Below are 25,543 nucleotides of genomic sequence, written 5' to 3' on the forward strand. Positions count from 1 at the left end.
AGAAAATAGCGGTATTACGTGCAAGAAGCATTATTTTGTTTGATTTCGTGAAAACAATGTCGAGCTTCTTGAAATTAGTTTTTTAATATGTTGGAAGATTCTTTTTTTGTGTTGGATGGGAATATTGGTTCTTGGATCGGTTTAATAAATGCTGAATTTATTGTCGAGAATGTGTGAAATTAATTCCACGCTGGGAGTGTATTGGTTCACTATTTGGTTGGGTATTGATGATTGTCTTTTTTATTCGGTATCCATAATTTTTCTATGTTTTTTAAAGATATCAATGCAGGTTTTGTTCTCGTCAATTAATTTTTCGTAGAAGCTCTCGTCGTCAGCCCATTCGGGAAATACAAGTTGAGTTTTGTTTTTATGATTATGGGTTTCTCGGGATTTTAGGATCCATTGTGCTGAGAGTTTATTGTCCGATATTTTGAAAAAATCTGATGCGTATGGCTTCGGATATTCGTGATAGGATTCGGAACAAATATATAGCCAAGGGCAGTTATCCCAGAATTCTACTCCGTAAACTACGTATTCTTTTCCGGGCTCGATGTCGAGCTCATTGTTCCCGATTGATATATAGCGCTTTAGCCTTGAAACAGTGTCAGGGGTGAAGCTGTTGTCTATTTTGTTTTTTCTGCAAATTATTTTCATTTTTAAAGTGTCCTGGAGATACATCGGGGAGATTACCGCACGGCCAACTTTGAGTGAGCGAGTCTCCGATGAAAATAATTTCATTAATTTCAAGATCTTTTGTTTTTTTGATATTTCTAACAATGCTTTGTCTGCGTTATTTTTTGAGTAAGATATGCTATCTAGAAAAGAGCTCCAGGCAATTTTAGAACCTGTAAATTGGAATTTCTGACTAATTCGTACGACAAGTCTGTCATGATCGGTCTACTCCAGCTTTTCATAATAAATGCCGAAGGTTACTAAGTTCTTTTCGATTTTATCATCGAAATAGCTCATTTTTTTAATGCCCTGAATAGTTTTAACGTTGTTTTTCGATTACTTTTAAAGGGAATTATGGTGCCGGCTTTTCCCTGCTTTTACATGTCCCAAAGAGTGCTCGAATTGTCACTGTTCGGCCATGCTGCGGCCGGAATTCATAAGCGCGACTCATTAACCGGTCGGTTTAATCTGATGAATTGAAATAGGCGGAGGGGCCACATAATAAAGGATGTTTTGTTGTAAATTCTATTAGTGAATCGTCGCTTATTGCACGAATCCTATAACTTCCAAATTCATTTGATATTGTGATGGTTAGGCTTTGTTTGATAGGGATGTTTTTTATTAGAAATTCGTCAATATTACTGCAGTTGAGGCCGATTCGACAGGTGTTGAAACCAGACTGGATCCACTTCGTTGGAGGTGATTCTGGATACTCCATGATGTCAAATTCAAGGATTACTGCTGATCTGTTGTTGTCTATGTTTAAAGAAAAAAGCGTTACCTCTCCAATAGAAATTGGAGTTGTGAAAATTCTGTTGAAGAACGAGCTTCCGTCTAATTCATTCCAGTATTTCATTTTTTTTTCCTTGAAGTAATAGCTTTCTTTTGCACCAGGTATTTTGCCTGTTCTTGGGTTTTTAATCTGTCTCAGATTGAAGTGAGCTGCCAGGTAGCCCTTATTTCCTGGTTCGTGGTATTGATGCCCTGCTGAGTGATCTTGGTTAATTACTTTGGATCCGTCATTACGTGTGAATTGATATTCTCTTGTAAAAAACGGTTTCCCTCCACTTATTTTCCGCGCCGTTGTAACTCGTCGCTATCTAGCACCAATTTAACCCAGGAGTATAAAAGTGACAGATTTGTTTTTAAGGTGTAAGAGTGGGTATATTTTTTTGATTTGGATTATTTGGAGAATAAATTTTTCTGAAAACAATGCTTGATTGTTTAGATTTCAATCATGAGGTTTTCAATTTTTTCGATAAATTCGAGTTTGCTTTTTGTTCTGAATTCAAAAAGAAAATTTTCGGAGTTTTTAATCGGTTTTCCTTTTTTGTCGTATTCGATTGTCAGGAAATCAATCACAAATTCTCCGTTAGGGTCACCTTCTGGCTCCACTCTCGAGTCAAAGCAATGCCCGGTACTGCGTCGAACACCGCCAATCAGCACTGAGCTGGAAAACCAGTCGCTGGTCTCCGGTGTTAACTCGACTTCAAATAGATTGTTGATTGTTATTGTCCAGCCGCTTGGCACTCGAATAGGCTGCAGCTTGTAGTCAAGTTTTGATCTCATTTACGTTGCTCATATATTTTTTAACTTGTTTGGGGGCGGCGGGAAACTTGGATTACAGACTCGCTGGCTTTTGAAAGCTCAATTCTTATCCAGTTTATTAGTTTTCCGTTGTTGAAGCAGATCGGGGTTTCTGACCTGTAAGATTTATATTTTGAGCCACCGTGATCAAATACATTTCCATCGCGCACTGCGGAGTAGGCGGCTTGTTTTCATATCCACTGATCTTATTAGCTATGTCAGGCAGGTAGGATACCTTCGGTTTCCGTAACCTTACTATTTAGACTGTCTGTAGCAAAGTTCCGCACTGCTTGGCCTTCTCTTTGTCGTCCATTGTGTGAAAAATCTTTTATCTATTCTTTGTATTTGTTAGGGGCGGTTTTTTCTATAAAAAATCAACCGCCATCTCTTCCATCATGATCAATCATGTATAAAGTGTCTTGTTTTTTACGCTCAATACTCAAGATAAAAAATCTGAATGATTGGAAAAATAATGACGACCAGTCCATTGATTTCCGCATGTTGTAGATGTGGCATTGATTAAAGTTGTGTTGCCAATTGATTTTTTTCCGCTTGTGAACGGTGATAGATTCATTTTAATGCCTTCGAAAATGAATCTATATTATTTTTCCGTGGTGAATATTTTGTTTTTTTGTTGGGTTGGTTGCTTTTTAAAGTTATATGGGTGTTATGTTCTAAGTTCGACATATTCTTTGAAAAAAGAATAAAAATTATCGGCTATTTTTTTTGATGGTTTTTTCTTAAACAAGTCATAGCTAATGATTTTCCCGGTTTCAGATGGGCTGCAGTCAATTGCCCAGCAAATTTCATCGTCCTTGAAGTAGATGACTGCATATTGCCCTGGTAGTTCGAATTCTGCTCGGCAGCGCGTGGTGCTGTAATTTACTGTTCCGCCATTGTCTATAGTTGCATCGTTGTCCTCAATTCCGCATATTTCTGAATCCGCTGCGCCACCACCACCGCATACAACCAAAAAATCAAAAAAAGTCTTGAGGCAATTTTAGTCCAAGAACATTTTCGAGTTTTTCAATTTGCTCGGTACTTGTTGGGCCAAACCAAAAGGTTTTTTCATCCGAATTGTCGAACTTTGTTATAAGGTCTTGATAGTAATGCATGACTATACTCATTCAAGGTCTTTGGTTCGTCCTTTCTATCATGCTTTTCGTGCATTTTTAAGAGACGGGTTTATGTATCCGTGAAGTACAGCCACGTTGCAGAAGCCCGAATCGAATAGGTAGTGGGCACACATGACGACAAACCGGGCATTGACCGTGGACCTTTGCCTTTGTTGACCTTGTCGACAGCCGTTTTCATGTTGTCTTAGATGCCGCGACGCGGCACCCCGCCTTACGCGCCAAACGAGCGAGTATGGGCATCTAACAGCATCTCGTGTGGGATACGCAACCAAGCAAAATGCGCGACTGGCGCTGGGAGACCTGGATGCGTCGAAACAAGCCACCGATCAGCAGACCTTCTTCGCTCCAGTCAAACTGGAAGTACTCTACGAGTGCAAACGTCAGCGGTACAAAAGCGCGTAAAGACTTGCCTTGCTCACCTCACCACGAACGTACAAGCGCTGTGAGCTGGCTGTAAAAACTATAAGTTGGAAGCGAAGCTGTAAGTCCTATGCTACAGAACACCAGTAGAGTTCAATAACACTTGATAATGGTGTTCTGTTGGTGGCTTTGAATGTTTTAACCTTTCCGTGTTGTATTAGTTATTATTATGTTGTTTTCAGAAGTCTATCGTGTCTACACTGCCGAGCATTGTCGTTATTCTATCAAAAAAATCTTTTTCGCTTGTGAAGTTTGTGTTGTCGATTAAATCTAAAAACCAGAACGCATCTAGGGCTGAAAATATTTCAAGCCACTCTGGCCTCTTCGCTTTTGATTCAGGCATGTCGTTCGCGGCGAATCCATGGCCTTTGCCCTCCGATAGATAAAAATACTTATCTGCGAATGAGTAGCCTATAACTTTCGGCCAGCTTGAGCTATGCGGAAAATTTGGCTCCATATCTTTTTTGGCAATTATGTAAAAGGTTCTCATTACTTCTCCGGGAGTATATCAACTTTATCGAAGTTCACTTTTTGACCATCAAGATGAAGTTGTTGCGCTCCCCCATCGCCGTATTTTCTATAAGCCTTAGCTAACGGCTCTAATTGGGATTTGTCAGTATCACCCTTCCAAAAAGGAACTCGTGCTCTCGGCTTCCCGTCAGCGTAGAGCTGCAGAGTATCAAATTCAGCCCTGATGCGCGCATCGCTCCATGAGCCAGGACCATTTTCGTCGGGTCCATGTTCAGGCCCTTTAACCTGAAATGCATTTCTTGCGTCCTTACCTGATTCATGTTTTTCGAATCCGAAGTAGGTTACCCCCTGACTCTTCGTTTCTATTGCGTCCTGACCCCATTTGTTGAGAGTGCCATCATCATTTTTGTATCGAATATAGCGATATCCAGTTGAGGGCATTGTGGAGTCCGGGCCCGAGGGACCTACGTAGAAATCTGGTTTTGGCTGCGCTAGCTCAGGGGCTTTAGTGAGGTCGTCTACGCTCGAATTGGATATAGGATCTTCGATGCCGGTGGGGGGCTTGCATCCATCTCCACCAGGACAGGTATTTAGGCCCAAAGGATCCACCCATCCTGTCGGGTTAGGTACGTATTGGTAGTTATTCAATCCTCCTGCAAGTTTGATTGGATCCGGCGTCAGAAAACGTGCTGTGTTTGGATTGTAGTAACGGTGCCGGTTGTAGTGTAAGCCCGTCTCGGCGTCGAAGTACTGACCTTGGAAGCGCAGCGGATTGTCGATTTCGGCGACGTCCAACGCCGCCAAGTTGCCGTAGGCACGGTATTTCGCCGACCACATGATCTCTCCGCTGTAGGCGGTGAGTTCTTGAGGGGTGCCTAGGTGGTCGAGTTGGTAATAGAACGGCGTTGCCTTTATGGGGCCTTCGCCATCGAGCATGGCCAGTGGGCGGAAGCTGCCGGGTTCGTAGATGTAGGTGCGATATCGATTCTCGGCGCTTTCGGCGATCAGGCGTTCACCTTGCCAGAGGAACTCGGTGGTCTGACCATTAACGGTTTTCTCAATGCGACGGCCAAAGGCGTCGTATTTGTAGCTGGCATTGCTACCACCGGGCAGGCTGACACCAATCAAACGGTGCTGGCAGTCGTATTGGTATTCGGTGACGATTTTTTGTCCGGCACCGCGGCGTTCGCGGGCGAGATTGCCGTAGGCGTCGTAGTCGTAATGCCGGTCGCCTTGCATAAGCAGGCGATTGCCTTTGACGTTGGCGAGGTTGGCAGCCGGCAGGTCACTTTGACCCAGCAGGTTGCCGGCGGGGTCATGGGCGAAGGTTTCGGGTGTGGCGCCGCGAACGCTGATCAGCCTATCGAGCGGATCATAATGGTAGCTGCGATTGCCTTTGCGGCTGTCGTCAATGCCGGCGAGGTTGCCGTTGGAGTCGTAGTTGTAGCGACGCTGGAACAGATTGCGATCCTGCTGACCTACGGTGTGCGCTTGAAGCCTTCCCTGTTCGTCGTATTGGTATTGGCTGAGCAGAACGCCTTGTTGGCGCTGTTGCTCACGGCCAGCATCGAACTGGTGCGTAGTCAGGCGCGAACCATTGAGGTCGATACTGCTCAACCGACCGCCGGACAAGTGGCGATAATCGAGCGTGCTGCCGTCGGGGAGTCGGCACTGGCTCAGTTGGCCGACGCTGTCGTACTCGTAACGCGTGGTACCCCAGCCCTGGTGTTCCGTGATCAGTCGGTCTTGTACATCGTATTCATAGGCGAGGGGCCAGAGGCCATCGTTAACGTTTACCAGGCGACCCAATGCGTCGTAGCTGTAATGGATTTCTTCGCCGTCAGCGAGGGTTTTGACCAGCAAGCGGCCAGAGGTGTCGCGCTGATACGCGGTAACCAGCTCACTGCCATCGTCGCCGAATTCAGTTTTCTTCAGCAGCTTCCCGTTGAGATCGTACTCGTACGCGGTGCGGCGCCCGTCGAAACCGGTTTCCTGCTGGATCAGGCCGTTGGCGTAGTAATCAAGGTGGTAATTTTCGCCGCGCTCGTTTTCTATCTCAGTGAGCAGCAGGCGCGCATTGTCGTAGCGATAACGAAGTTGGCTACCATCCGGGTTGATTCGACGACTGACCAAGTGGAGATTGTCGGCGTATTCATAGCGAGTAATACGCCCAAGCTCGTCGCGTTCTGCGGTGACGCGCCCGTACGGGTTGTATGTGAACGCGCGGTTAGCGCCTCCCGGCAGGGTGATCTGTGCCAGTCGGTTAGCGGCATCCCATTGGTAATGAGTGATCGCTCCGGTTTCTTCCTGACGCGTAATTTGTCTGCCGAGGGCATCGTAGCGGTACTTGCGCTGGCCACCGTCGGGCAGACGCTCCTCCAACAATTGGCCGAGGTTGTTCCAACCCAGCTGGTGGCGGCTGCCGTCGGGATGACGGATCTCCAGCAAGCGGCCTTGGCGGTCGTAGCTGTAGTGCGTCGAGTTACCATCAGGGTCGATTTGTTCGGTGATATCGCCTTGGTCGTTACGCCAGTAAATCCACTTGGCAGTACCGCGATTCACCACTCGGACAAAGCCGTTGTAGAACTCGTAAGTGGTTGGCGCGTCTTCTGGCGGAATCACCGCGACCAAGCGACCTGCTTCGTTGTACTGATACTCGGTGACCGCACCCATCGGGTCTTTTTCTGCGATCAATCGGCCCTTGTCGTCGTAGGCCTTTAAGTGCTCAGCACCATCCGGATCTACTTTGGCGACGAGTCGTGCCTTGTCATCGTGGGTGTAGACCTCTTCGCTGCCATCGGCATTGGTAACCGTGACGCTGCCTTTGTCATCCCACGCGTAGTGCGCATCCATCTGAGAGAAACTTGCCCAGTGATGAATGCAACGCGCGGACTTGCCTTCCTTTTCCCATTCCCAGTAAAAACTTGCGCCGCCGGCGAGTTGCCGCTCAAGAATGACGTTTTGCTCGTTGTAGGCGTAACGCTCGGACTCTCCCAGCGCGTTAGTGGCTTTGATCAAGCGATGTTGAGCATCGTATTCATAAGTGGTCAGCGTCTGGACGGTGTTCCAGGCGTCTTCAAGATTGTCAGCCGGAATAAATTGCTGATAATCGATGGCGACAATGTGCTTGCGGTCGTAACGGACGAGTAGGGCGCGGCCGGCCCCATTATCCACGCGCTTGATACGCCCATGGATGTCTCGCGTGATATGCAGGCGGTTGTCGTAGTGGTCGCTTATGGCGATCAGCGTCGCGCCTTTGCTGTTGAAGCGGAAGTGATAGAACTGCGGTTTATCGCCAGCTTGTGTAAGCACGAGTTCGGATGGATCGTCGCCAAGAAAGATCGCGGCTTCCGAAAGGCTGTTAGTGATCGCCGGCCGTTGTACGCTGGGCAGTGGGAAAGTGGTGACCCGGTTTTCGTGATCGGTCCATACAACTTCATCGCCGTTGATGTCCACTCGTTGTGCGAGCGCATGACTCCAGCCATAGCCCAGGCCGCAGTCGATCTCAGCTGCACTGGTTCGGTAAAGGCGAGTCCAACTGAACGGCAGCAAGCCACCGAGCTCACCATCAGTAATTGTCAGCAACTCTTCGCCCGTAACCATAGAGACAGGGCAGCCATTGGTGCAGGTCTTTTTGGCGCACGTAGCACTTTTGTCATCGGGTGTTTTGGACTGATTAGACGCGTCGTCGACTTTTTCTTTCGGTTGTAACGAGCCGCTATGTTTTTTGTCTCGTGGAAACGACGAGGCATCCTTGACCTCTTGCTTCGGAGTGTCCGCCGTTTTAGGTAGCTGCTTCTGGGGAGGCTTTTGCGCCACTTGGTTGCGCGGAGCCCCTTTCGGCGCTTCAGCAGCGGCTTCATCGATCTTCAATGCAGCCGTTTTAGCAGGCTTCATCGGGACGTTTTTGGCGCTAGCGATGACGGGTTTCGACACTTCCGCGTGCGCTGGCAGGCTGTGCTTGTTGCTGAGGGTCATCAGCGTTGAGGCGAGATCCTCAAGGTACTTGACCGCTTCGCCGGACTTCACGGTAGACAGGGCTTTCGTTCCCAGTCGAATGGCGAGACCAGCGCCGCCAGTGAGGCAGATACCGAGTACTACGTTGATCAGAAACTCCGAGGCGATCCCTCCGATGACATCAACCACAACTTGTGGCGGCAACATACCGACCCACGCCACGATTGCCGATACGTAGATGAACATCAGGGGTTCGTCGCTAAGGATCAGCAGCCCCGAGGCGATCGACTCTTTAGATGCCGCGTAAAGTTTGTCGATCTCAATATCTGTCAGGTAGTTCTTCAGCTTTTGATAGTTTTTCTCCGGATGCGCTAGCAGCTCGAAGAGACTCTTGATGTCATCCCAGAGTCGCAGCAGGGCTTCTTCGAAAGTTTTCAACGCTCTTTTGAGCAAAATCTCCGAACGTCCGATACGATCCGCTGCCGAGTAACTGGCCCACTGTGGCTGGAACTTGCCCGACCATTCACTTTGCAGCCAGCCGCCAAGTTTGCCGATGACACCTTGATACGAATCATAGAGCGCCTTCACATCGCTCTGAGATACGTTGGGGAAAAAGGTGATGCGATAGGTTTGCCCTTTCTTGGCGCCTTCGATCACTTTGATACCGCTTGGGCCGATCATGGTTTCGATAACCGGGCCGGTGACGTCGTCGTAGAAGGTGCCTTTGGTGACAGGCTCCAGTTTGACGGGGGTATTACCAATGGGCACGAAGCGCGCTGACTCGAACATGTGAATCAGCGTGAAGTCACCTACCAAAGGGCAGGTAGCATAGGTTTTCACCGCGCCGGTTTCGGTTTTCCGTTCGGTGATAGTCACTTCGTTACCGACCTTGAAGGTCTGGTCGACATCGAGCGCCCAGCCAGTCCAGAAGCCGTCTGCCCACTCCTTGTAATCGCTCAGGCAGTTTTTGAAGTCATTGAGAATCAGGTTCACGTCAGGCGCTTTCGCGTCCAGCACGCGCAGAACCAAGGTACCAATTGGGTCGTTCATGACGTGACTTCCTTTGTCAGCTGTGCAGCGAGACGCTCTGCCATATCTTCTGTGTTTGGGTTCTGGCGCACGAAGCGCTCAACCTTTCTGCGCAAGTTGGCTTCAGGGAATTCGAAGTACAACTGCGGGCAATCCTCTGATAGCCACTGCATCAGGTTCTCGACGACGGTGGTGTGATCCTTTTGCGCGAGGGTATCCAACAGCGATTGGGGCACCTCCCACCACGGCCACTGTTTTGCGGGAGGTACAGTTCTTATGCCGACCTCAAGGGTTTGTCCGTTGATCAAATAGCGTTGGAATACCGGGAGCAACTCGCCTGCTGAGGCGCCTAAACCTTCGATGATCGGGTAGATGTGTCGACCGTCCCAGAACCTGAAAAACACCTCAGTAGCGTCCGGCATTTTTACCTGAGTCAGGCTGCGCAAATGCTCCAGCACCGTTTCCGGCGCGCTGGTGGATACCGCCAGCCAGCCCCAATCCAATGCATCGGTTTCGGCCACCCATTCGAGGAAACGCGTACCGGCCGTGATCTCAGCGAGATAAGGCATGACCGGAAGCCAGTCGGCGTAAGGCGTTCCGCTCCAGATGGGCAATAGTTGTGGCGCGGCATTTTGCTGATAAAAAGGTTTTAGCGGCGCGCCATCGCTCGCCGCGCTGATCACCAAATACAGTCGCTCACCAGTTTGCAGCGGCTGTTGTGCCAGCCAGTACTTGGGTGTCAGTCGATCAGATGGCACAGGCACCTGCCTTGCATTTTTCGCACTCTTCGCAGAATGGCGCGTTGCGTTTGAGGGTGTTGATTTGCGCCGGTGTCAGGACTTGGCCGGCCTTGTCGGCGTCGGCCTGTTTGAGGATGCCGGGCATCAGCGGGGCGGCGCCGGTTCCGGTGCCGGGGCTGCCGCCGGAGTTCATGTTGATCACCGGGCCGCTCATGGTCACGCCGCCGGCGTCGATTTTGATGAAGCTGCCGCCGCCGATGAGGGTCAGTTCGGCGCCGGCTTCGAGCACGACTTTCATGCCGCTGCTGAGATGGATTTCCTGGCCGGCGTCGATGAATTGGCCGGTGCCGATTTTGATGTGCTGGTTGACGCCCACGGTGAGGTGGTCGTTGGCGCGCGCTTCGACTTTGCGGTCGGCGTAGACAGTGTGGTGTTCTTCGGCTTTGAATTCGCTGTAGCTGTTTTGCTCGACGGTGTCGTGGCGCTCGTTGCCGACGCGGATTTTCTGGTCGTGCTCGATGTTCTCGTCCCAGTCGCGCTGGGCGTGCAGGAAGATCTGTTCCTGACCTTTTTTGTCTTCGATGCGCAGTTCGTTGTAGCCGCCACCGCCCATAGAACTGAGGGTCTTGAACGTGCTGCGGGTTTTGTTCGCCGGCAGCTCATACGGGACGGTGTTTTCCTTGTGGTACAGGCAGCCGCTGATCAGCGGTTGATCGGGGTCGCCTTCAAGGAAGGTGACCAGCACTTCCATGCCGATGCGCGGGATGGCGATGCCGCCGTACTGGGCGCCGGCCCAAGCGCTGGAGACACGCAGCCAGCAGCTGGTTTTGTCGTCAGCCAGGCCTTCGCGATCCCAGTGGAACTGCACTTTGACGCGGCCGTATTCGTCGCAGTGGATTTCTTCGCCTTTAGGGCCGGTGACGACGGCGCTCTGGCTGCCGAGGATGCGCGGTTTCGGGTGGTTCAGCGGTGGCCGGTTCGGCACGTCCCACGGGGTGGCCTGAAAGCGGTTGCGGTAACCCTGATGGAAATCGTCTTTCAGCGCGGTGGTGTCACTGGTGACCGATTCTTCCAGCACCTGCGGCTGCTTGCCTTCGTGGAGGACTTCGGTGAGCAGCCAGAGGTCATTCCATTTGGCTTTCGGGTGTTGCGTCAGCGCGAGAAAGTGGCCGCTGACCAGCAATGGCTGATCGCTTTTGCCTTCGGCGAGCTGGAAGTCGCTGCGATGGCGTTCGAGGGCGCGGTTGGCCAGGTGTTTGCCGCGCTCGCGGTCAATGAAACGGCCTGGGTAGTCGTAGTCTTCGAGGTCGGGCAGGGCGTCGCCACGGTTTTCGCTTTCGAGGGTGAGGCGCGGTTTTTCGAAGTCGTAATCGCGGCGGGTGGTGCGGCTGGTGCGAGTTTCCAGGCGCAGGTCGAAGCGCTTGATCACCGGGTCGCTGGCGACCATGCCGGAGTCTTGCTGATAGGCCACGGGCGCTAGTTTCGGGAATATCGTCTGGTCATCGCCGAACAGCAGTTTGTGGCCCATGGCGCTGTGCTGGAAGTGGTAGTGAATGCCTTCTTCTTCGCACAGGCGCTGGATGAAATGCAGATCCGATTCATCGTATTGCACGCAGTAAATGCGCTCGGGATAAATCGAACCGGTCTTGAATTCGTAAGCGTTGCCTTGGATACCGTGCTCTTCAAGCACCATGCCGATGATTTTCGGCACTGTAAGGTTCTGGAAGATGCGCTGGTTGACGCGGTGCGCGAGGTACGCGAGTTGCGGGCGCAGGGTCACAGAGTAGCGAGTCAGGCGTTTGCCGGAATCGCCTTGCGCGGCGCGGTAGATCTGGCCGTGAATGCCGCTGCCGTCGGGCGACAGTTGCAGAAAGGCCGGTTTGTGCAGCAGGGTTTCGAGATCCAGCGACGGCTGCTCACTGACCAGCTCCACCTCGAAGACAAAAGGCTGGCTGATGGCTTCCCGGCCTTGCAGGGTAAACACCTGAAAGTCAGCGGAAAGACCTTCGATGGTCAGGGCAAAGTGGGTTTCATTGGCCGGCGCGAACATCCCTTGTTCCTCGTGCTGTCACAAAAATCTGGAGTTGCGAAAACAACATCGACCAGCAGAGCTGGCCGATGCTTGTAACAATCAGCCGTAATTAAACGACTGGAGCACGCCAGTCATCGGAACCCGAAGTACCGGATACTTCGTGGGTCCAGGTGATTTTGCGGTAGGTGAACTGCACTTCTTCCAGGTGGGTGAAGTGCGAGTTGCCTGGATCCTGGCAGTTGTGCATTTTGTTGTTGATGGCGACGATGATCGCGTCTTCCAGTTTGGTGGTGTAGTAGTGCTCTTGGGTACCTTGAGCAGAAGTACGGAACCACTGGATAACGATTTCGCTCATGCGCTCGCCGGAGGTCAGAGCAGCTTGCAGCAGAGGCGAAGCCTTGTCGTAGACCTTGGTGATCACAACTGGCTTGTGAACGCGCTGACCGGTTGGCTGACCGGATTGTGGGTCACGCGGGATGATCACGTCGTGGCTGAAAGCCTGAACCATAACCTGGTCTTCGTGGCCTTCCTGGTAGGTGTTGCCAACGGAGTCGGCGGTGAAGGCGCCGGCAGTGATCAGGCCTTGTTTTTCGCCGGTAACCGACATGTACGCTGGTGTTGCCATGGGGTGCTCTCCTTGCGGAATAAAGTTTAGGTGCCCGGAGGCGAAAACGCCCGGTGGGTGCCTGACAGTTATCAAGGAGCGTGCCAACAGGTTTCAGAGCCAGTGAAACCGGGGAGTTCGCTAACGCGCAGAGCTGAATTCAGGATGACTTACGGTGATTCATGGCGAATGTGCGCAAGAAGTTGCGCAGTGGTGCGCAACTTCTTGCGCACTCGCCTGAAGCCCTTGTCGCCTCTGGTGTGTAGCGGGATTGATGGCCGCGGATCATCAACAAGTGCGCAACTTCTTGCGCATCAAGGCCTGATGCCATCACCCGCTCATTTGAAACGATCCTGCGTTACTGAGGGTCAATCACTCACACCCGCAGACCTGCGTCTGAAAATTCCTCAAACCGAGTGAGACCGAACGACATGAAAATTCTGATGGTTCTGACCTCCCACGATCAATTGGGCGACACCGGCAAGAAAACCGGCTTTTGGCTGGAGGAGTTCGCTGCCCCGTATTACGTGTTCAAGGATGCCGGCGCGCAGCTGACACTGGCCTCGCCCAAGGGCGGTCAGCCGCCGCTGGATCCCAAGAGCGACGAGCCGGACGCGCAGACTGAAGCGACCGGGCGATTTCGCAAGGATTCTGCGGCGCAGTCGGCGTTGGCTTCGACGGTGAAACTGGATTCTGTGAAAGCGGCGGATTTCGATGCGGTGTTTTACCCGGGCGGTCATGGGCCGCTGTGGGATTTGGCCGAGGATCGTCATTCCATCGCGTTGATCGAGGCGTTTTATAACGCGGGCAAACCGGTGGCGGCGGTGTGTCATGCGCCGGGCGTGTTGCGTCATGCCAAGGGGCCTGACGGTAAACCGCTGGTCAAGGGTAAGCAGGTGACCGGGTTTACCAACAGTGAGGAAGAGGCGGTGCAGTTGACGAATGTGGTGCCGTTTTTGGTTGAAGATGAGTTGAAGGCCAAGGGCGGGATTTTTTCGAAAGGGCCGGATTGGTCGGTTTATACCCGTGAGGATGGGTTGTTGCTAACGGGACAGAATCCGGCTTCTTCGGAAGAGACGGCGTTTGCGCTGCTTTCGAGATTGCGCTGAGGTTTTTTTAAGATCAAAAGATCGCAGCCTTCGGCAGCTCCTACAGGGGAATCCACACCCTAATGTAGGAGCTGCCGCAGGCTGCGATCTTTTCAGCGGTTACCCGAAAGTGCGGCCAGGCTCTCATCAATTGAGCGCTTTTGGGTTTCGGCATATAAGCCCAACTCGTCGATGGTCGAGCGGCCCAGTGCCTGTTCGAACGCTTGTCGGTTGGAATGCTCGCCATAGTGCGTTTGCGCGGCATCGCCAAGGTTCGACTGAAAAATCCCCGCAGCGCTAACCGGCAGGAAATCTTCGTACACCAGCGGTTCTGCTTTCATGTAGCCATCGCGCAGTAATTGCTCCAGTGACGCGTCGCCAAGTCCTCCCGCCGCCAGTCCCTTTTCCGTAACGAAATAGCGAAAATACGCCAGCTCTTGTTCGCGCATGCCCTCGACGCTGTCAGGAAATTCGCCAAAGTGCTGAGTCATCAGCGCGTTGTAGTGTGCGGCGTTGGCTTCGTTGGGGAAGTCCCCCAGTTCATCGCGAGCAGCATTCAACAGTAAGTCATACAGGGCGCGACCCTTGGGTGTGAGTGCTGCACCGCGCTGTTCGATTTCGCCGAAACGCGCGCTGTGGCTGCCTCGGATTTCGTCCTGGTCGGTAAAGGCGATTGGCTCATCCAGCGCTTTGAAACTGGTCTGGCGCAGCAGGATCGGGCACTGCCGGCGCGGCGGGCCTTCGATCACGGCTTTCGGGGTGATGCCATGGGTGGGCATTTGCTCTTGCACACGGTCGATGTCCAGCGTGCGCGGGGTCAGATGGTTGATGTGCGGGCCTTTGAAGGCGACCACGTCGGCGATCAATCGATGTTGAGCGCTGAGCGTCTGGTACTGCGCGGCGGTGACCGTTGCGCTGTGATGCCAGCGAAAGGTCTCCAATGCCTGTAGGACGAATTCCTGCGCTTCGCTTTCCGTCAGTCCGCCAGTCGTTTCTGCCTGGGAAATCAGACGCAACGCTGTAGGCGTAAAGATCGAACGCTTGGCCAGCACGGATTCAGCGAAGGTGCGCAGCTCGGGGTCTTTGATCAACTCCAGTCGCAGCAACGACGTGAAGACCCTGAACGGGCTGACTTGCAGCGAATCCTCATGCACCGCGCGAAACGCCGTGGAATGCACCGGCACACCCGCCGGCGTCAGATCGTAATAACCCACCGGTTGCATGCCCATCACCGCAAACAGGCGGGCGAGGGTGGCCAGTTCGGTCGCGGTACCGACGCGAATGGCGCCGTGACGTTCCATGTCCAGCCGTTCGATTTCGCCGGTACTTTCCAGTTGCCGGGCAATTTGCGTGTCCCGGTCAAGAACGCTGCGATTAGTCTGTTCGACCAATTCCATCAGCGCGCCGTACAGCGGCACTTCTTCTCGGTACATGTCGGACATCGCTTTGGAGAAGCGTTGGCGGATCAGGTCGGGGCTGACGAACGGCTGCACGGTCATGAAAAAAATTCCTGCCACGGTCACGTATTGGATAGATGAAAAGATCGCAGCCTTCGCCTACGTCGGCAAACGAAGAATCCTACGAACTTCATTCTGCCAACGACTGATCCACCAGTTCGATCCAGTGCATGACTGGCGTGCGGCCGGCGCTGGCCAAGTGGCTTTGGCAGCCAATGTTTGAGGTGACGATCAGCTCAGGACGGCCGCTCTCCAGCGCATTGAGGCGGTTGTCGCGCAGTTGCCGGGCCAGCACCGGTTGGGTCAATGAGTAAGTCCCTGCTGAACCGCAGCACAAATGGCCATCGGGGACAGCGGTGAGGTTGAAACCGATGCGGGACAAGACTGCTTCCACGGTGCCGCCGAGTTTCAACGCGTGCTGCAAGGTGCACGGGCAATGCACGGCGATGCGTCGTTCGCTGGCGGCGCACACTTGCTCCAGCGGTTGCTCGGCGAGGATCTGCACCAGATCCAAAGTCATTTCGCTGATGCGCTGCGCTTTCGCCGCGTAGCCCGGATCGTCCGCGAGCAAATGCCCGTAATCCTTGATGAACGCGCCGCAGCCGCTGGCCGTTTGCACAATTGCTTCGGCGCCGTTTTGCAGATGTGGCCACCACGCGTCGATGTTCTGTCGGGCGCGGGCGAGGCCTTTGGCTTGGGCGTCGAGGTGATAATCCAGCGCACCGCAACAACCGGCCTCGGCCACCGGCGTGACGCTGATGCCCAAGCGATCCAGCACCCGCGCCGTCGCGTCGTTGGTGTTCGGCGACAAACCCGGTTGCACGCAGCCTTCGAGCAACAACACACGGCGAGCATGCCGAGGGGCAGGGCGCGAACCGTTGACCAACAGATGCTGCGGCAGTTTGCTCTCAAGCAAGCGCGGCAGCAGCGGGCGAAACGTTGTGCCCACTCGCAGCAGTCCTTTGAACAGTCGCGGATTCGGCGCCAATGCGCGTAGGCCTTCGCGCAATAGACGTTGTGCGGCCGGGCGCGGCACCGCGCCGTCGACCACCGCGCGGCCGATGTCGAGCAAGTTGTGATAGTCGACGCCGGACGGGCAGGTGGTTTCGCAGTTGCGGCACGACAGGCAGCGATCCAGATGCAGTTGTGTCTGCGCGGTTGGCGGCGCGCCCTCGAGCACCTGCTTGATCAGGTAGATGCGCCCGCGCGGGCCGTCGAGTTCGTCGCCGAGCAATTGATAGGTCGGGCACGTCGCGTTACAGAAACCGCAATGCACACAGGTGCGCAGGATTTTTTCCGCCTCGGCGGCGCGGGGCAACTGTCGCGATTGTTCGCTGAGGGTGGTTTGCATGGCTAGAACTCCGCGTACATCCGCCCGGGGTTGAACAGCCCTTGCGGGTCAAGTTGCGCTTTGAGCTGGCGGTGGTAGCGCAGCAATGTCGCAGGCAAAGGCTGAAACGGTGATTCGCTGGCACCATGGGTGAAGCAGGTCGCATGGCCACCGAGTGACTGGGCGAGGGCATGAATGTCGGCGCTGGAGGATTTCAGCCAGCGTTGCGCGCCGGCCCAGTCGATCAGTTGCTCGCCGGGCAAGTCCAGCGGCCCGAGATTGTTTGGTAGCGACAGGCGCCACAACGGTTGGCCTTCGTCGAAAAAGCTCAGGCGCTGTTCATTTAAATTCCGCCAGAACACGGAGTCCAACGCCTCGCCACCGAGGCGTTGATGCGCCGCCGTCACCGAGCCTTCGCCGCCCTCAAGACGCAAATAAAGACTTTCGCCATCGTGACACGCAGCGCTGATCGGCAACGGTTGCTGGCCCCACTCGGCCAGTTTGGCCAGCGCCCGCGCACAGTCGATATCGAGGCGAATGCTCAGGCATTGGCGGGGTTTGGGCAGGACTTTCAGCGAGACCTCGGTGAGCACGCCGAGGCAGCCGAAACTGCCGGCCATCAGCCGCGACAGGTCATATCCGGCAACGTTTTTCATCACTTCACCGCCGAAACGCACATGCTGACCGAGGCCGGTGATAACGCGCGTGCCAAGCACGAAATCCCGCACTGAACCCGACCACGGTCGCCGAGGCCCGGACAATCCTGTCGCGATCATTCCGCCAACCGTGGCGCTGTCGGCGAACGACGGCGGGTCGCATGGCAGCATTTGCCCGTTTTCATCCAGCGTCGCGAGTAGTTCGGACAACGGCGTGCCGGCGCGCGCAGTGATCACCAGTTCGGTGGGATCGTAAGCCACGATGCCGCGATGCGCGCGAGTGTCGAGCACTTCACCGGCCACCTCGCGACCGAGAAACGCCTTGCTGTTGCCACCCTGGATTTTCAGCGGTGTGGCATTGGCCCGCGCTTCGTTGACCTGATCGAGCAAGGCGTCGACGTCAGCCATCAGAAACGCTCCAGTTCGGGGAAGGGCAGTTGCCCGGCATGAATGTGCATCGCACCGAATTCGGCGCAGCGGTGCAGAGTCGGAATGTTTTTGCCGGGGTTGAGCAGGCCTTTCGGGTCGAACGCGGCTTTTACCGCGTGAAACAGGCTCAGTTCGTCGCTGTTGAATTGCGCGCACATTTGATTGATTTTCTCGCGACCGACACCGTGTTCGCCGGTGATGCTGCCGCCGACCTGTACGCACAGTTCGAGGATCTTTCCGCCCAAGGCTTCGGCGCGATGCAGTTCGCCGGGTTGGTTGGCGTCGAACAGGATCAGCGGGTGCATGTTGCCATCGCCGGCATGGAACACGTTGGCCACGCGCAAGCCGTATTCTTCGCCGAGGCGGGCGATGCCTTGCAAAACGCCGGGCAATTCGCGGCGCGGGATGGTGCCGTCCATGCAGTAGTAATCGGGTGACAGCCGACCGATGGCCGGGAAGGCATTTTTGCGGCCGGCCCAGAAACGCACGCGCTCAGCCTCGTCGCGGGCCTGGCGCACTTCGGTGGCGCCAGCCAGATTCATGACCTCGCGCACTCGTTGGCAATCGTCGTGGACGTCGGCTTCGACACCGTCGAGTTCACACAGCAGAATCGCCTCGGCATCCACCGGATAACCGGCGTGGATAAAGTCTTCGGCGGCGCGGATGGCGAGGTTGTCCATCATTTCCAGGCCACCGGGAATGATCCCCGCCGCGATGATTTCAGCGACCGCGCGGCCAGCCTTTTCCACCGAATCGAAACTGGCCAGCAGCACTTTCGCCACTTGCGGTTTGGGCAGCAGTTTGACCGTGACTTCGGTGATGATCCCGAGCAAACCTTCGGAGCCGGTGAACAGCGCGAGCAGGTCGAAACCTGGCGAGTCGAGGGCGTCGGAGCCAAGGGTCAGGCGTTCGCCTTCGATGGTCAGCACTTCGATTTTCAGCAGGTTGTGCACAGTCAGGCCGTATTTGAGGCAATGCACGCCGCCAGCGTTTTCGGCGACGTTGCCGCCGATGGAACAGGCGATTTGCGAGGATGGATCCGGCGCGTAATACAAACCGAACGGCGCAGCGGCCTGGGAAATCGCCAGATTGCGCACCCCGGGTTGAACCCGCGCGATACGGGCGGCGGGGTCAATGTGCAGGATGTTGTTGAAGCGTGCCATCACCAGCAGCAGGCCTTTTTCCAGCGGCAGGGCGCCGCCGGATAAGCCGGTGCCGGCGCCGCGAGCGACCACCGGGACGTTGTTTTGGTGGCAGAGTTTGAGCAGGGTTTGCACTTGCTCGATTCGCCGGGGCAGGGCGACCAGCATGGGTGTGGTGCGGTAGGCGGAGAGGCCGTCGCATTCGTAGGGTTTGAGTTCTTCTTCGCGCCACAAAATGTCGAGATCGGGGATGGCTTGTTGCAGGGTTTTCAACAGTTGGACTTTATTAACGTCCGGCAGCGCGCCGTCGAGGCGTTCGTCGTAGAGGATGTTCATTTCACCCAACCCTCTGCCAGCCTCAACTCTTTTGAGGATTGATATTTTTGGCGGTAAGGGGATCTATTGTGGCGAGGGGATTCATCCCCGATGGGCTGCGCAGCAGCGCCAGTTCTGTCATCCAGTTGCGTCAGACAGACCGCATTCAATGGATTGGGGCCGCTGCGCAGCCCATCGGGGATAAATCCCCTCACCACAAAAGTAGTCAGTGTTGCTGAGAGTGGGGTCATCGTTGATTACCCAAAAACTCCCGATACAACCGCGCGGTATTCGACGGCTGTTCGACCATCGGCATGTGCCCGACGTTATCCCACACGTCCACGCGCAAATTGGCGATGCCCTTGCTCCAGACCGGCACGCTGCTGACGTCGATCAAGCGATCCTTGCGTCCCCAGAGCAGCAGCGCCGGGCATTTGATGTCAGCGAGTTTCGGTTCCATCGGCGGGCTGGCGCGGAAGTCGCGAAAGATTTCTTCGAGGTCATCGCGATTTTGTTCGTAGCGCTGAGCGATCGCGTCGAGCACCAGTTTCGGCACCCACGGCGGCGATTCCATGGTCATCGCGTAGAAGTTTTTGAACTCTTCGCGAGAATTGATCAGAAACGGGTTATGCCCGCGCGCCAAGTGCCGCTCCATGTCGCTGGCCTGCGGTGCCGTGACGCCGGCCGGGTCGATCAAGGCCACCGAGGCGATGCGATCCGGGTACGTCGCCGCCAGCCACGCCGCAATGTAGCCGCCCATCGAGTTGCCGATCACATGGACTTTCTCCACGCCGCAGACGTCCAGCAACTGAATCATGCGTTTGGCTTGCAGCGGAATGTCATAACCGCCGCCAGCCTTGAAGCCGGTTTCGCCATGGCCCGCCAAGTCCGGAATGATCACTCGATACTGCCGGACAAAATGCCGGGCGAAGCGCAGCCACAAATTCTTGTCGGCGCTGTAGCCGTGCAACATCAGGATCGCGCTGGACGCTTCATAAGGCCCGCCCTGCCAGGTCGACACCGTCATCTCGGCGATCGGCACTTCGATTTTGTGCAACTTGTACAACTTGGCCTCGATGGCCATGTTCAGGTCGTACAACCAATGGCCGACCGCCGGGTAACTCAACCAGCTCCAGGCCACGAATACTGCGAGGGCGACAAACAGCAAAAGCATCGACGTCTTCCTTTTACGTGTTCAGGACAGAATGTGGTCGGCCGGTTTCAGCGCCCGGGTCAACCGGTAATAGCTGAAACTGAAGCCGGGAAACATCGCGATCACATGACCGCTCTTGCTTTGATACCAACTGTGGCAGCCGCCGGACTTCCAGACCGTGCGCTCCATCTCCCGATGGATCATCTCAGTGTAGGTACGTTCCGCTTCGGGGCGCACTTCGATGCTGCGCAAACCTTTGGTTTTGAGCGTTCTTATGCAGTCGATGATGTAGTTCATCTGCGATTCGATGATGAACAGCGCCGATGTATGGCCAATGCCGGTGTTCGGCCCAGTGACGATAAACAGGTTGGGAAAGTCCGGCAGGCTGGTGCCGAGGTATGCGCGGGGATATTCGGCCCAGACATCTCTGAGTTGCACAGCGTTTTTGCCGCTGACGGGGTAGGAAATAACACCGTCGGTGGCGTCGTAACCGGTCGACCAGACGATCAGATCCACGTCGATGTGCTGGCCATCAACCGTGTTGATTCCGCTTTCATCGATTGAGGCGATGCCATGTTCGCGGCTGTGCAGCGTCACGTTGGGGCGAGTCAGCGCCGGGTAATAGGTGCTGGAGACCAACACCCGTTTGCAACCGATGGTGAAGTCGGGCGTGAGTTTTTCGCGCAGCGCCGGGTCAGGCACCTGGCGTTTGAGAAACTTGAGAGCTTGCTTCTGCACCAGATGAATCGCCGGTTTCGAGTATTTGAAAGCGATGACCCGGGTTTCGAATTGCCAGTAGATCAGCCATCTCAGCAGCTTGTAGGCGGGTGTGAGGCCGAGCAGCCAACGTTGAAACGGCCCGAAAACGCGATCCGCGCGGGGTAATACCCAGTGCGGCGTGCGCTGGAAAACGTGTAGTTGCTCGACCTCCGGAGCAATCGCCGGAATCACCTGCGCCGCGCTCGCACCGCTGCCAATGATGGCGACGCGTTTACCGCGATAGTCGTAGTCGTGATCCCAATTATTTGTATGAAATGTCTTGCCCTGAAAGCGATCCTGCCCCGCAAAGTGTGGGATCACCGGTTGGCTCAGCGGGCCAGAGGCGTTGATCAGAAACTGCGCGTAGTAAATACCTTTGTCGCTGGTGTAAACCGTCCAGCGTTTTTCCAGCTCATCCCACTCGACACGCTCGACATTGGCCTGCAGTTCCACGTGCTCGCGGAGGTTGAATTGGTCGATCACGTGTTCGGTGTAACGCTGTAATTCCGCTTGCCCGGCAAACATCTGCGACCAGCGATACGGTGCAAACGACAGGGAATACAGCGGCGACGGCACATCCACCGCTGCGCCGGGGTAGGTGTTCTGGCACCAAGTGCCGCCGAAAAAATCGCGTCGCTCCAGCATGCGAAAATCGTCGATCCCGGCCTTGAGCAAATTGACCGCCGCGCACTGGCCGCCAAAACCGCTGCCGATGATCAACACTTGATAACTGCGCATGGGCCTCCTTCTTATAGTTGTTTTTCCGTTTTGCTCCTTTCATGTATAGCCAAATATTCGGCCTGTAGGAGCTGTCGAGTGAAACGAGGCTGCGATCTTTTGATTGTCAGAGCCAGGATCAAAAGATCGCAGCGTGCCGCAGCTCCTACGGGAGTGTGTTGTTGCCGTTTTGTGGCCGCTGGCCGGTGATGGCTATTTAACGTTGCCCTGATAGACTCCCAGCACATCTATTCAATGCTGTGCGCAGGTTCCGTCGAGTCATCGAGGCCCTTATGGGAAACACCGGGGGAAAAGGACTTTCATTGGCCAGGAGGCTTTATACATCGCGCACCATTGGGCTGGCGCTGGGGCTTGTTTGCGTCAGTGTGGCGATGTATCCGCTTGATCCGTCGGCCTGGGTGTGGGCGGTGATGTTGATCAACGGGGCCGTCTGGCCGCATCTGGCGTTTCAATGGGCGCGACGCTCACCCACGCCGTATCACGCGGAACACCGTAATTTATTGATCGATGCCTTTTTCGGCGGCTTTTGGGTCGCGGCGATGCATTTCAATCCGCTGCCCAGCGCCACCACCGTTTCGATGATGGCCATGAACAACGTCGCCATCGGCGGGGTGCGTTTTCTGCTGGCGGGCCTGGCGGCGCAGATTCTCGGGGTTGGCGTTGGTCTTGTGGTGTTTGCCCCGGCATTTGTTGCGGTCACTTCTCCCACACAACTTTACGCCTGCTTGCCGCTGCTGATGCTGTATCCGCTGGCGTTGGGCTGGATCTGTTTCCGTCAGGCCTACACGCTGGGGCAGCACAAACGCGAATTGCTGGCCCTGAGCCGCACCGACAGCCTCACCGGGCTGCTCAATCACGGCGCCTGGAAGGATCAACTGGACAGCATGTTTCAACGTTGCAAGCGGCAAACTCAGGGCGCGGCGATTGCCTTGATCGATATCGATCATTTCAAGTCGATCAACGACACCTACGGCCATGTGGCGGGGGATATTGTGTTGCGGCAGTTGAGCAAAATGCTCAAGCAGAACCTGCGCTCCACTGATGTCGCCGGGCGTTATGGGGGTGATGAGTTCTGTGTGATTCTTCCGGACTTGCCGCTGTTCAATGCCGCGCAGGCAATGGAGGCGTTGCGCGAGCGTTTTGCCACGATGGTTTATGAGCAGAATCCGGCGCTGAAGGTCAGTTTGAGTATTGGTCTGGCAGCGTACGACCCCGCGCATGCCGATGCGACCCGTTGGCTCAATGATGCCGATCAGGCGCTGTATGAAGCGAAGGCGGGCGGGCGCAATCGGGTGATCTGCAATTGCGATAGCAAACCGCGACACGAGTTGCTTGATTCGGTCTGATAGCTGCAGCGCATTACCCTTGTGGGAGCGGGCTTGCTCGCGAATGCGGTGGGTCAGACGCTCAAATTGTGCCTGACACGCCGCCTTCGCGAGCAGGCTCACTCCTACAGTTGACCGCATTCCAATGTGGGAGCGAGCCTGCTCGCGAAGGGGCCAGCCGACCCAGCGCTTTACTCTTTGACACTCATGTATTCCTTTGCCCACAGGATGTATTCCTCAGGCTGGGTATAGGTGTGCGTCAATTCGGTCGCGCTCAGATCCGATGCCTGAGTGAAAATCTGCCGCTGTTCGCGCAGGCTGTCGTACGTCGCTTTGATTGCCGCAAAGTACGCGCCATGACCGTCGATGGTCACGCGCACGCCGAGCTCGGCCAGACGCTTGTCGTCGCGCAGCGCCGGGTTGCCGTAGGTGACCAGCATCAGCGGCACGGTCAGGTGTTCGGCGATCTGTTCCAGTTGATCGAAGTCTTGAATGCCAACCATGCAGATGCCGTCAGCGCCCGCCGCTTGGTATTGCTTGGTGCGGCTGATGATTTCCTGGTTGGGCAGGATGCCGGCGTTGGTGCGCGCGATGATCGCCATTTCCGTGTCGACCCGGGCTTCCAGTGCCGCGCGGATCTTGCCGACGCCTTCGGCGACGGTGATCAGGTCGGTGGATTTACGGCCGAATTGCGCGGGCAGCAAGGTGTCTTCGATGGTCAGGGCGGCGACGCCGGCGCGTTCCAGTTCAACGATGGTGCGCATCACGTTGAGGGCATTGCCGTAGCCGTGGTCGGCGTCGGCGATTACCGGCAATTGCGCGACGCGGCCGATACGGGTGGCCTGTTCGGCGAACTCGCTGAGGGTGATCAGGGCAAAGTCAGGGGCACCGAGCACCTGCAACGAGGCCACGGAACCACCGAGAATCCCCACTTCAAAACCCAGGTCAGCGGCGATACGGGCCGACATCGGGTCGAACACCGATGCTGTGTGGTAGCAAGTGTCGGAGGCCAGCAACTGACGGAAGTTACGGCGCAAATCTTGATGAGAAAGCCTGGACATACGAGTTCCACCAATACAAAGGAATGGAAAGGCTTGAGCAAATGTGTCAACGCCGAAGGTTTAAAAGGCTATCACGCGAATGGGTCAAGGATCATGACGAATTTGCGCGGCTGGTCAGGCGGGGAGCCGTTTGCTGAAAGGTATCACCTGTGGGCAGGGGATTTGTCTGTGCTCAGGCAATTTCTGAAGTGAGGAGATTTTTGAGGAGTGGAGATAACTGTGGCGAGGGGATTTATCCCCGATCGGCTGCGAAGCAGTCGCAAAATCCGGTAAATGCGGTACATCAGGGGAAAAGAGGTGGCTGGTTTTGGGGCCGCTTCGCAGCCCAACGGGGATAAATCCCCTCGCCACAGGGATCTCCTGCGTACAGGTGATCTTCATACCCACTCGAAAGCAGTGAGGGGTTAAGCAGCCACAGCCTGCTGCTGTTGATTCGGCAGCATCACCGCGCGTACCGAATTGCCCGGTTGCAGCTGCAAACGTTGCGCCGTCAGGCGATCAACCACCAGGCTGCTGCCGACGCGGCGACCGCGGGCGACGGTGATGCGGCAGTTTTCCAGACGACGGTTGTGGATCAGCCACAACGGCGCCTGCTCATCTGGCGTGCCAAGGCTCAAGGTCAGTTCCAGGCTGTCGCGCACGGTGCGGATGTTGCGGATCGGCGCCTCAATCACCGGGCCGCCGTCAAAAATGTCGATGTAACCTTTGTGCGCAAATCCTTCGGCTTGAAGAATCTTCAGCGCCGGCTCGGTATTCGGGTGCGCCTGACCGATTGCAGCCTGCGCCTGTTCGGTGAGCAGGCAGGTGTACAACGGCTGACGCGGCATCAGTTCGGCGATGAACGATTTGTTGCCCAGTCCGGACAAGTGGTCGGCATGGGTGAAATCCATCTGGAAAAAGTGTCGCCCCAAACTGTCCCAGAACGGCGAACAACCCTGCTCATCAGCGCTGCCGCGTAGTTCGGCGATCATCCTTTCGCCAAACAGATGCGGAAACTCGGCGACGAACAGCAAACGCCCCAACGACAACAGTCGTCCATTGCTGCCGGTGCGCTGATCATGGCGCAGGAACAGCGAACACAGCTCCGATTGCCCGGTCAGTTCGTTGTTGAGGAACAGCGTCGGAATCTGCCGCTGAATCCCCAGATCCGGTGCCGAACTCACAGTCAAACCAACGCGATAGTTGTACCAGGGCTCGCGCAAACCGACCGCGCCCGACATCGCGCTGACGCCGATCACCCGCTGGTCATCGTCTTCGAGCACGAACAGATAGTCGGCGTCGGCGCGTTCCACCTGTTCGGTGAACGCACGTTGCGCCCAGCGCACCCGGTGCGCCAGGCGATCTTCGTTGGCCGGCAGGGTGGTGAACCCCGGGCCGGCCTGTTGAACCAGCGTCATCAACGCAGGCAGGTCGCTGACTTTGACCGGGCGGACAATCATGCG

At 55.2% G+C, this 25,543-nt stretch carries 19 protein-coding genes and 2 pseudogenes; 2 read left to right on the top strand and 19 right to left on the bottom strand.

Features of this window, described 5'->3' with window-relative positions; translation table 11 throughout:
• Positions 1 to 240 precede the first annotated feature (240 nt).
• From AD669_RS09935 to AD669_RS09970, 11 genes and pseudogenes are all read right to left on the bottom strand, one after another.
• Positions 241 to 738 (bottom strand): hypothetical protein, encoded by a 498-nt coding sequence (locus tag AD669_RS09935; RefSeq protein ID WP_256218833.1) that lies wholly within the window; start codon positions 736 to 738, stop codon positions 241 to 243.
• A 397-nt stretch (positions 739 to 1,135) separates the two neighbouring features.
• The gene (locus AD669_RS28065; RefSeq protein WP_082341419.1) at positions 1,136 to 1,528 is read right to left on the bottom strand and encodes an Imm50 family immunity protein; all 393 of its coding nucleotides are present in this window, start codon (positions 1,526 to 1,528) and stop codon (positions 1,136 to 1,138) included.
• 24 nt (positions 1,529 to 1,552) lie between these two features.
• Positions 1,553 to 1,744 (bottom strand): annotated as a pseudogene (locus AD669_RS28070) (HNH/endonuclease VII fold putative polymorphic toxin); the annotation flags it as partial.
• A gap of 152 nt (positions 1,745 to 1,896) precedes the next feature.
• Positions 1,897 to 2,241, bottom strand: coding sequence for a hypothetical protein (locus AD669_RS28435; protein ID WP_156316135.1), 345 nt, complete (start codon positions 2,239 to 2,241; stop codon positions 1,897 to 1,899).
• 685 nt (positions 2,242 to 2,926) lie between these two features.
• The gene (locus AD669_RS28990; RefSeq protein WP_218187426.1) at positions 2,927 to 3,232 is read right to left on the bottom strand and encodes an SMI1/KNR4 family protein; all 306 of its coding nucleotides are present in this window, start codon (positions 3,230 to 3,232) and stop codon (positions 2,927 to 2,929) included.
• A 231-nt stretch (positions 3,233 to 3,463) separates the two neighbouring features.
• A pseudogene (locus AD669_RS28075) lies at positions 3,464 to 3,809 on the bottom strand (IS21 family transposase); the annotation flags it as partial.
• 184 nt (positions 3,810 to 3,993) lie between these two features.
• Positions 3,994 to 4,305 carry a hypothetical protein gene (locus AD669_RS09950; protein ID WP_053119199.1) on the bottom strand — a complete coding sequence of 104 codons (312 nt, stop codon included), beginning with the start codon at positions 4,303 to 4,305 and terminating at the stop codon, positions 3,994 to 3,996.
• The gene (locus tag AD669_RS09955) at positions 4,305 to 9,293 is read right to left on the bottom strand and encodes an RHS repeat-associated core domain-containing protein (protein ID WP_256218834.1); all 4,989 of its coding nucleotides are present in this window, start codon (positions 9,291 to 9,293) and stop codon (positions 4,305 to 4,307) included. Before AD669_RS09955 ends, AD669_RS09950 begins: the two co-directional genes overlap by 1 nt.
• The gene (locus AD669_RS09960; RefSeq protein ID WP_053119201.1) at positions 9,290 to 10,030 is read right to left on the bottom strand and encodes a DUF4123 domain-containing protein; all 741 of its coding nucleotides are present in this window, start codon (positions 10,028 to 10,030) and stop codon (positions 9,290 to 9,292) included. Before AD669_RS09960 ends, AD669_RS09955 begins: the two co-directional genes overlap by 4 nt.
• Positions 10,020 to 12,062 (bottom strand): type VI secretion system tip protein TssI/VgrG, encoded by a 2,043-nt coding sequence (gene tssI / locus AD669_RS09965; RefSeq protein ID WP_053119203.1) that lies wholly within the window; start codon positions 12,060 to 12,062, stop codon positions 10,020 to 10,022. The genes AD669_RS09960 and tssI overlap by 11 nt, the downstream gene beginning before the upstream one ends.
• A 91-nt stretch (positions 12,063 to 12,153) precedes the next feature.
• The gene (locus AD669_RS09970; protein WP_007919523.1) at positions 12,154 to 12,669 is read right to left on the bottom strand and encodes an Hcp family type VI secretion system effector; all 516 of its coding nucleotides are present in this window, start codon (positions 12,667 to 12,669) and stop codon (positions 12,154 to 12,156) included.
• A 410-nt stretch (positions 12,670 to 13,079) separates the two neighbouring features.
• On the opposite strand from AD669_RS09970, the gene AD669_RS09975 reads away from it, so the two are divergent.
• On the top strand, positions 13,080 to 13,757 hold the full coding sequence (locus tag AD669_RS09975) for a type 1 glutamine amidotransferase domain-containing protein (RefSeq protein WP_053119204.1): 678 nt from the start codon (positions 13,080 to 13,082) through the stop codon (positions 13,755 to 13,757).
• 92 nt (positions 13,758 to 13,849) lie between these two features.
• On the opposite strand, the gene AD669_RS09980 is transcribed toward AD669_RS09975, so the two are convergent.
• From AD669_RS09980 to AD669_RS10005, 6 genes are all read right to left on the bottom strand, one after another.
• The gene (locus tag AD669_RS09980; protein ID WP_053119207.1) at positions 13,850 to 15,235 is read right to left on the bottom strand and encodes a VOC family protein; all 1,386 of its coding nucleotides are present in this window, start codon (positions 15,233 to 15,235) and stop codon (positions 13,850 to 13,852) included.
• Positions 15,236 to 15,323: 88 nt separating this feature from the next.
• Positions 15,324 to 16,544, bottom strand: a complete 1,221-nt coding sequence (gene glcF / locus AD669_RS09985; RefSeq protein WP_053119209.1) for a glycolate oxidase subunit GlcF — start codon at positions 16,542 to 16,544, stop codon at positions 15,324 to 15,326.
• Positions 16,545 to 16,546: 2 nt separating this feature from the next.
• The gene (gene glcE / locus AD669_RS09990) at positions 16,547 to 17,587 is read right to left on the bottom strand and encodes a glycolate oxidase subunit GlcE (RefSeq protein WP_053119211.1); all 1,041 of its coding nucleotides are present in this window, start codon (positions 17,585 to 17,587) and stop codon (positions 16,547 to 16,549) included.
• The gene (glcD, locus tag AD669_RS09995) at positions 17,587 to 19,086 is read right to left on the bottom strand and encodes a glycolate oxidase subunit GlcD (RefSeq protein ID WP_053119213.1); all 1,500 of its coding nucleotides are present in this window, start codon (positions 19,084 to 19,086) and stop codon (positions 17,587 to 17,589) included. The genes glcE and glcD overlap by 1 nt, the downstream gene beginning before the upstream one ends.
• Before the next feature lie 226 nt (positions 19,087 to 19,312).
• Positions 19,313 to 20,239: an alpha/beta fold hydrolase gene (locus tag AD669_RS10000; RefSeq protein ID WP_053119215.1), complete on the bottom strand. Its 927-nt coding sequence runs from the start codon at positions 20,237 to 20,239 to the stop codon at positions 19,313 to 19,315.
• Positions 20,240 to 20,260: 21 nt separating this feature from the next.
• A complete protein-coding gene (locus tag AD669_RS10005; RefSeq protein ID WP_053119217.1) occupies positions 20,261 to 21,715 on the bottom strand; it encodes an NAD(P)/FAD-dependent oxidoreductase in 1,455 nt (484 codons plus the stop codon).
• 272 nt (positions 21,716 to 21,987) lie between these two features.
• Here AD669_RS10005 and AD669_RS10010 point away from each other — a divergent pair, with 272 nt between their 5' ends.
• Positions 21,988 to 23,061 (top strand): diguanylate cyclase, encoded by a 1,074-nt coding sequence (locus AD669_RS10010; RefSeq protein ID WP_053119219.1) that lies wholly within the window; start codon positions 21,988 to 21,990, stop codon positions 23,059 to 23,061.
• A 170-nt stretch (positions 23,062 to 23,231) separates the two neighbouring features.
• Here AD669_RS10010 and AD669_RS10015 read toward each other — a convergent pair whose 3' ends face one another.
• Positions 23,232 to 24,101: an oxaloacetate decarboxylase gene (locus AD669_RS10015; RefSeq protein ID WP_053119221.1), complete on the bottom strand. Its 870-nt coding sequence runs from the start codon at positions 24,099 to 24,101 to the stop codon at positions 23,232 to 23,234.
• A gap of 404 nt (positions 24,102 to 24,505) precedes the next feature.
• Positions 24,506 to 25,540, bottom strand: coding sequence for an arginine N-succinyltransferase (gene astA, locus AD669_RS10020; protein ID WP_053119223.1), 1,035 nt, complete (start codon positions 25,538 to 25,540; stop codon positions 24,506 to 24,508).
• Positions 25,541 to 25,543 lie beyond the last annotated feature (3 nt).

It is taken from the genome of Pseudomonas sp. P1.31 (genome assembly GCF_001269815.1).
Lineage (GTDB): Bacteria > Pseudomonadota > Gammaproteobacteria > Pseudomonadales > Pseudomonadaceae > Aquipseudomonas > Aquipseudomonas rustica.

Bases quoted from the DNA above. Each gene is read 5' to 3' on its own strand.
- AD669_RS09935 (WP_256218833.1), bottom strand. From the start codon at position 738: ATGAAATTATTTTCATCGGAGACTCGCTCACTCAAAGTTGGCCGTGCG.
- AD669_RS28065 (WP_082341419.1), bottom strand. From the start codon at position 1,528: ATGAAATACTGGAATGAATTAGACGGAAGCTCGTTCTTCAACAGAATT.
- AD669_RS28435 (WP_156316135.1), bottom strand. From the start codon at position 2,241: ATGAGATCAAAACTTGACTACAAGCTGCAGCCTATTCGAGTGCCAAGC.
- AD669_RS09950 (WP_053119199.1), bottom strand. From the start codon at position 4,305: ATGAGAACCTTTTACATAATTGCCAAAAAAGATATGGAGCCAAATTTT.
- AD669_RS09955 (WP_256218834.1), bottom strand. From the start codon at position 9,293: ATGAACGACCCAATTGGTACCTTGGTTCTGCGCGTGCTGGACGCGAAA.
- tssI (WP_053119203.1), bottom strand. From the start codon at position 12,062: ATGTTCGCGCCGGCCAATGAAACCCACTTTGCCCTGACCATCGAAGGT.
- AD669_RS09970 (WP_007919523.1), bottom strand. From the start codon at position 12,669: ATGGCAACACCAGCGTACATGTCGGTTACCGGCGAAAAACAAGGCCTG.
- AD669_RS09975 (WP_053119204.1), top strand. From the start codon at position 13,080: ATGAAAATTCTGATGGTTCTGACCTCCCACGATCAATTGGGCGACACC.
- AD669_RS09980 (WP_053119207.1), bottom strand. From the start codon at position 15,235: ATGACCGTGCAGCCGTTCGTCAGCCCCGACCTGATCCGCCAACGCTTC.
- glcF (WP_053119209.1), bottom strand. From the start codon at position 16,544: ATGCAAACCACCCTCAGCGAACAATCGCGACAGTTGCCCCGCGCCGCC.
- glcE (WP_053119211.1), bottom strand. From the start codon at position 17,587: ATGGCTGACGTCGACGCCTTGCTCGATCAGGTCAACGAAGCGCGGGCC.
- glcD (WP_053119213.1), bottom strand. From the start codon at position 19,086: ATGAACATCCTCTACGACGAACGCCTCGACGGCGCGCTGCCGGACGTT.
- AD669_RS10000 (WP_053119215.1), bottom strand. From the start codon at position 20,239: ATGCTTTTGCTGTTTGTCGCCCTCGCAGTATTCGTGGCCTGGAGCTGG.
- AD669_RS10005 (WP_053119217.1), bottom strand. From the start codon at position 21,715: ATGCGCAGTTATCAAGTGTTGATCATCGGCAGCGGTTTTGGCGGCCAG.
- AD669_RS10010 (WP_053119219.1), top strand. From the start codon at position 21,988: ATGGGAAACACCGGGGGAAAAGGACTTTCATTGGCCAGGAGGCTTTAT.
- AD669_RS10015 (WP_053119221.1), bottom strand. From the start codon at position 24,101: ATGTCCAGGCTTTCTCATCAAGATTTGCGCCGTAACTTCCGTCAGTTG.
- astA (WP_053119223.1), bottom strand. From the start codon at position 25,540: ATGATTGTCCGCCCGGTCAAAGTCAGCGACCTGCCTGCGTTGATGACG.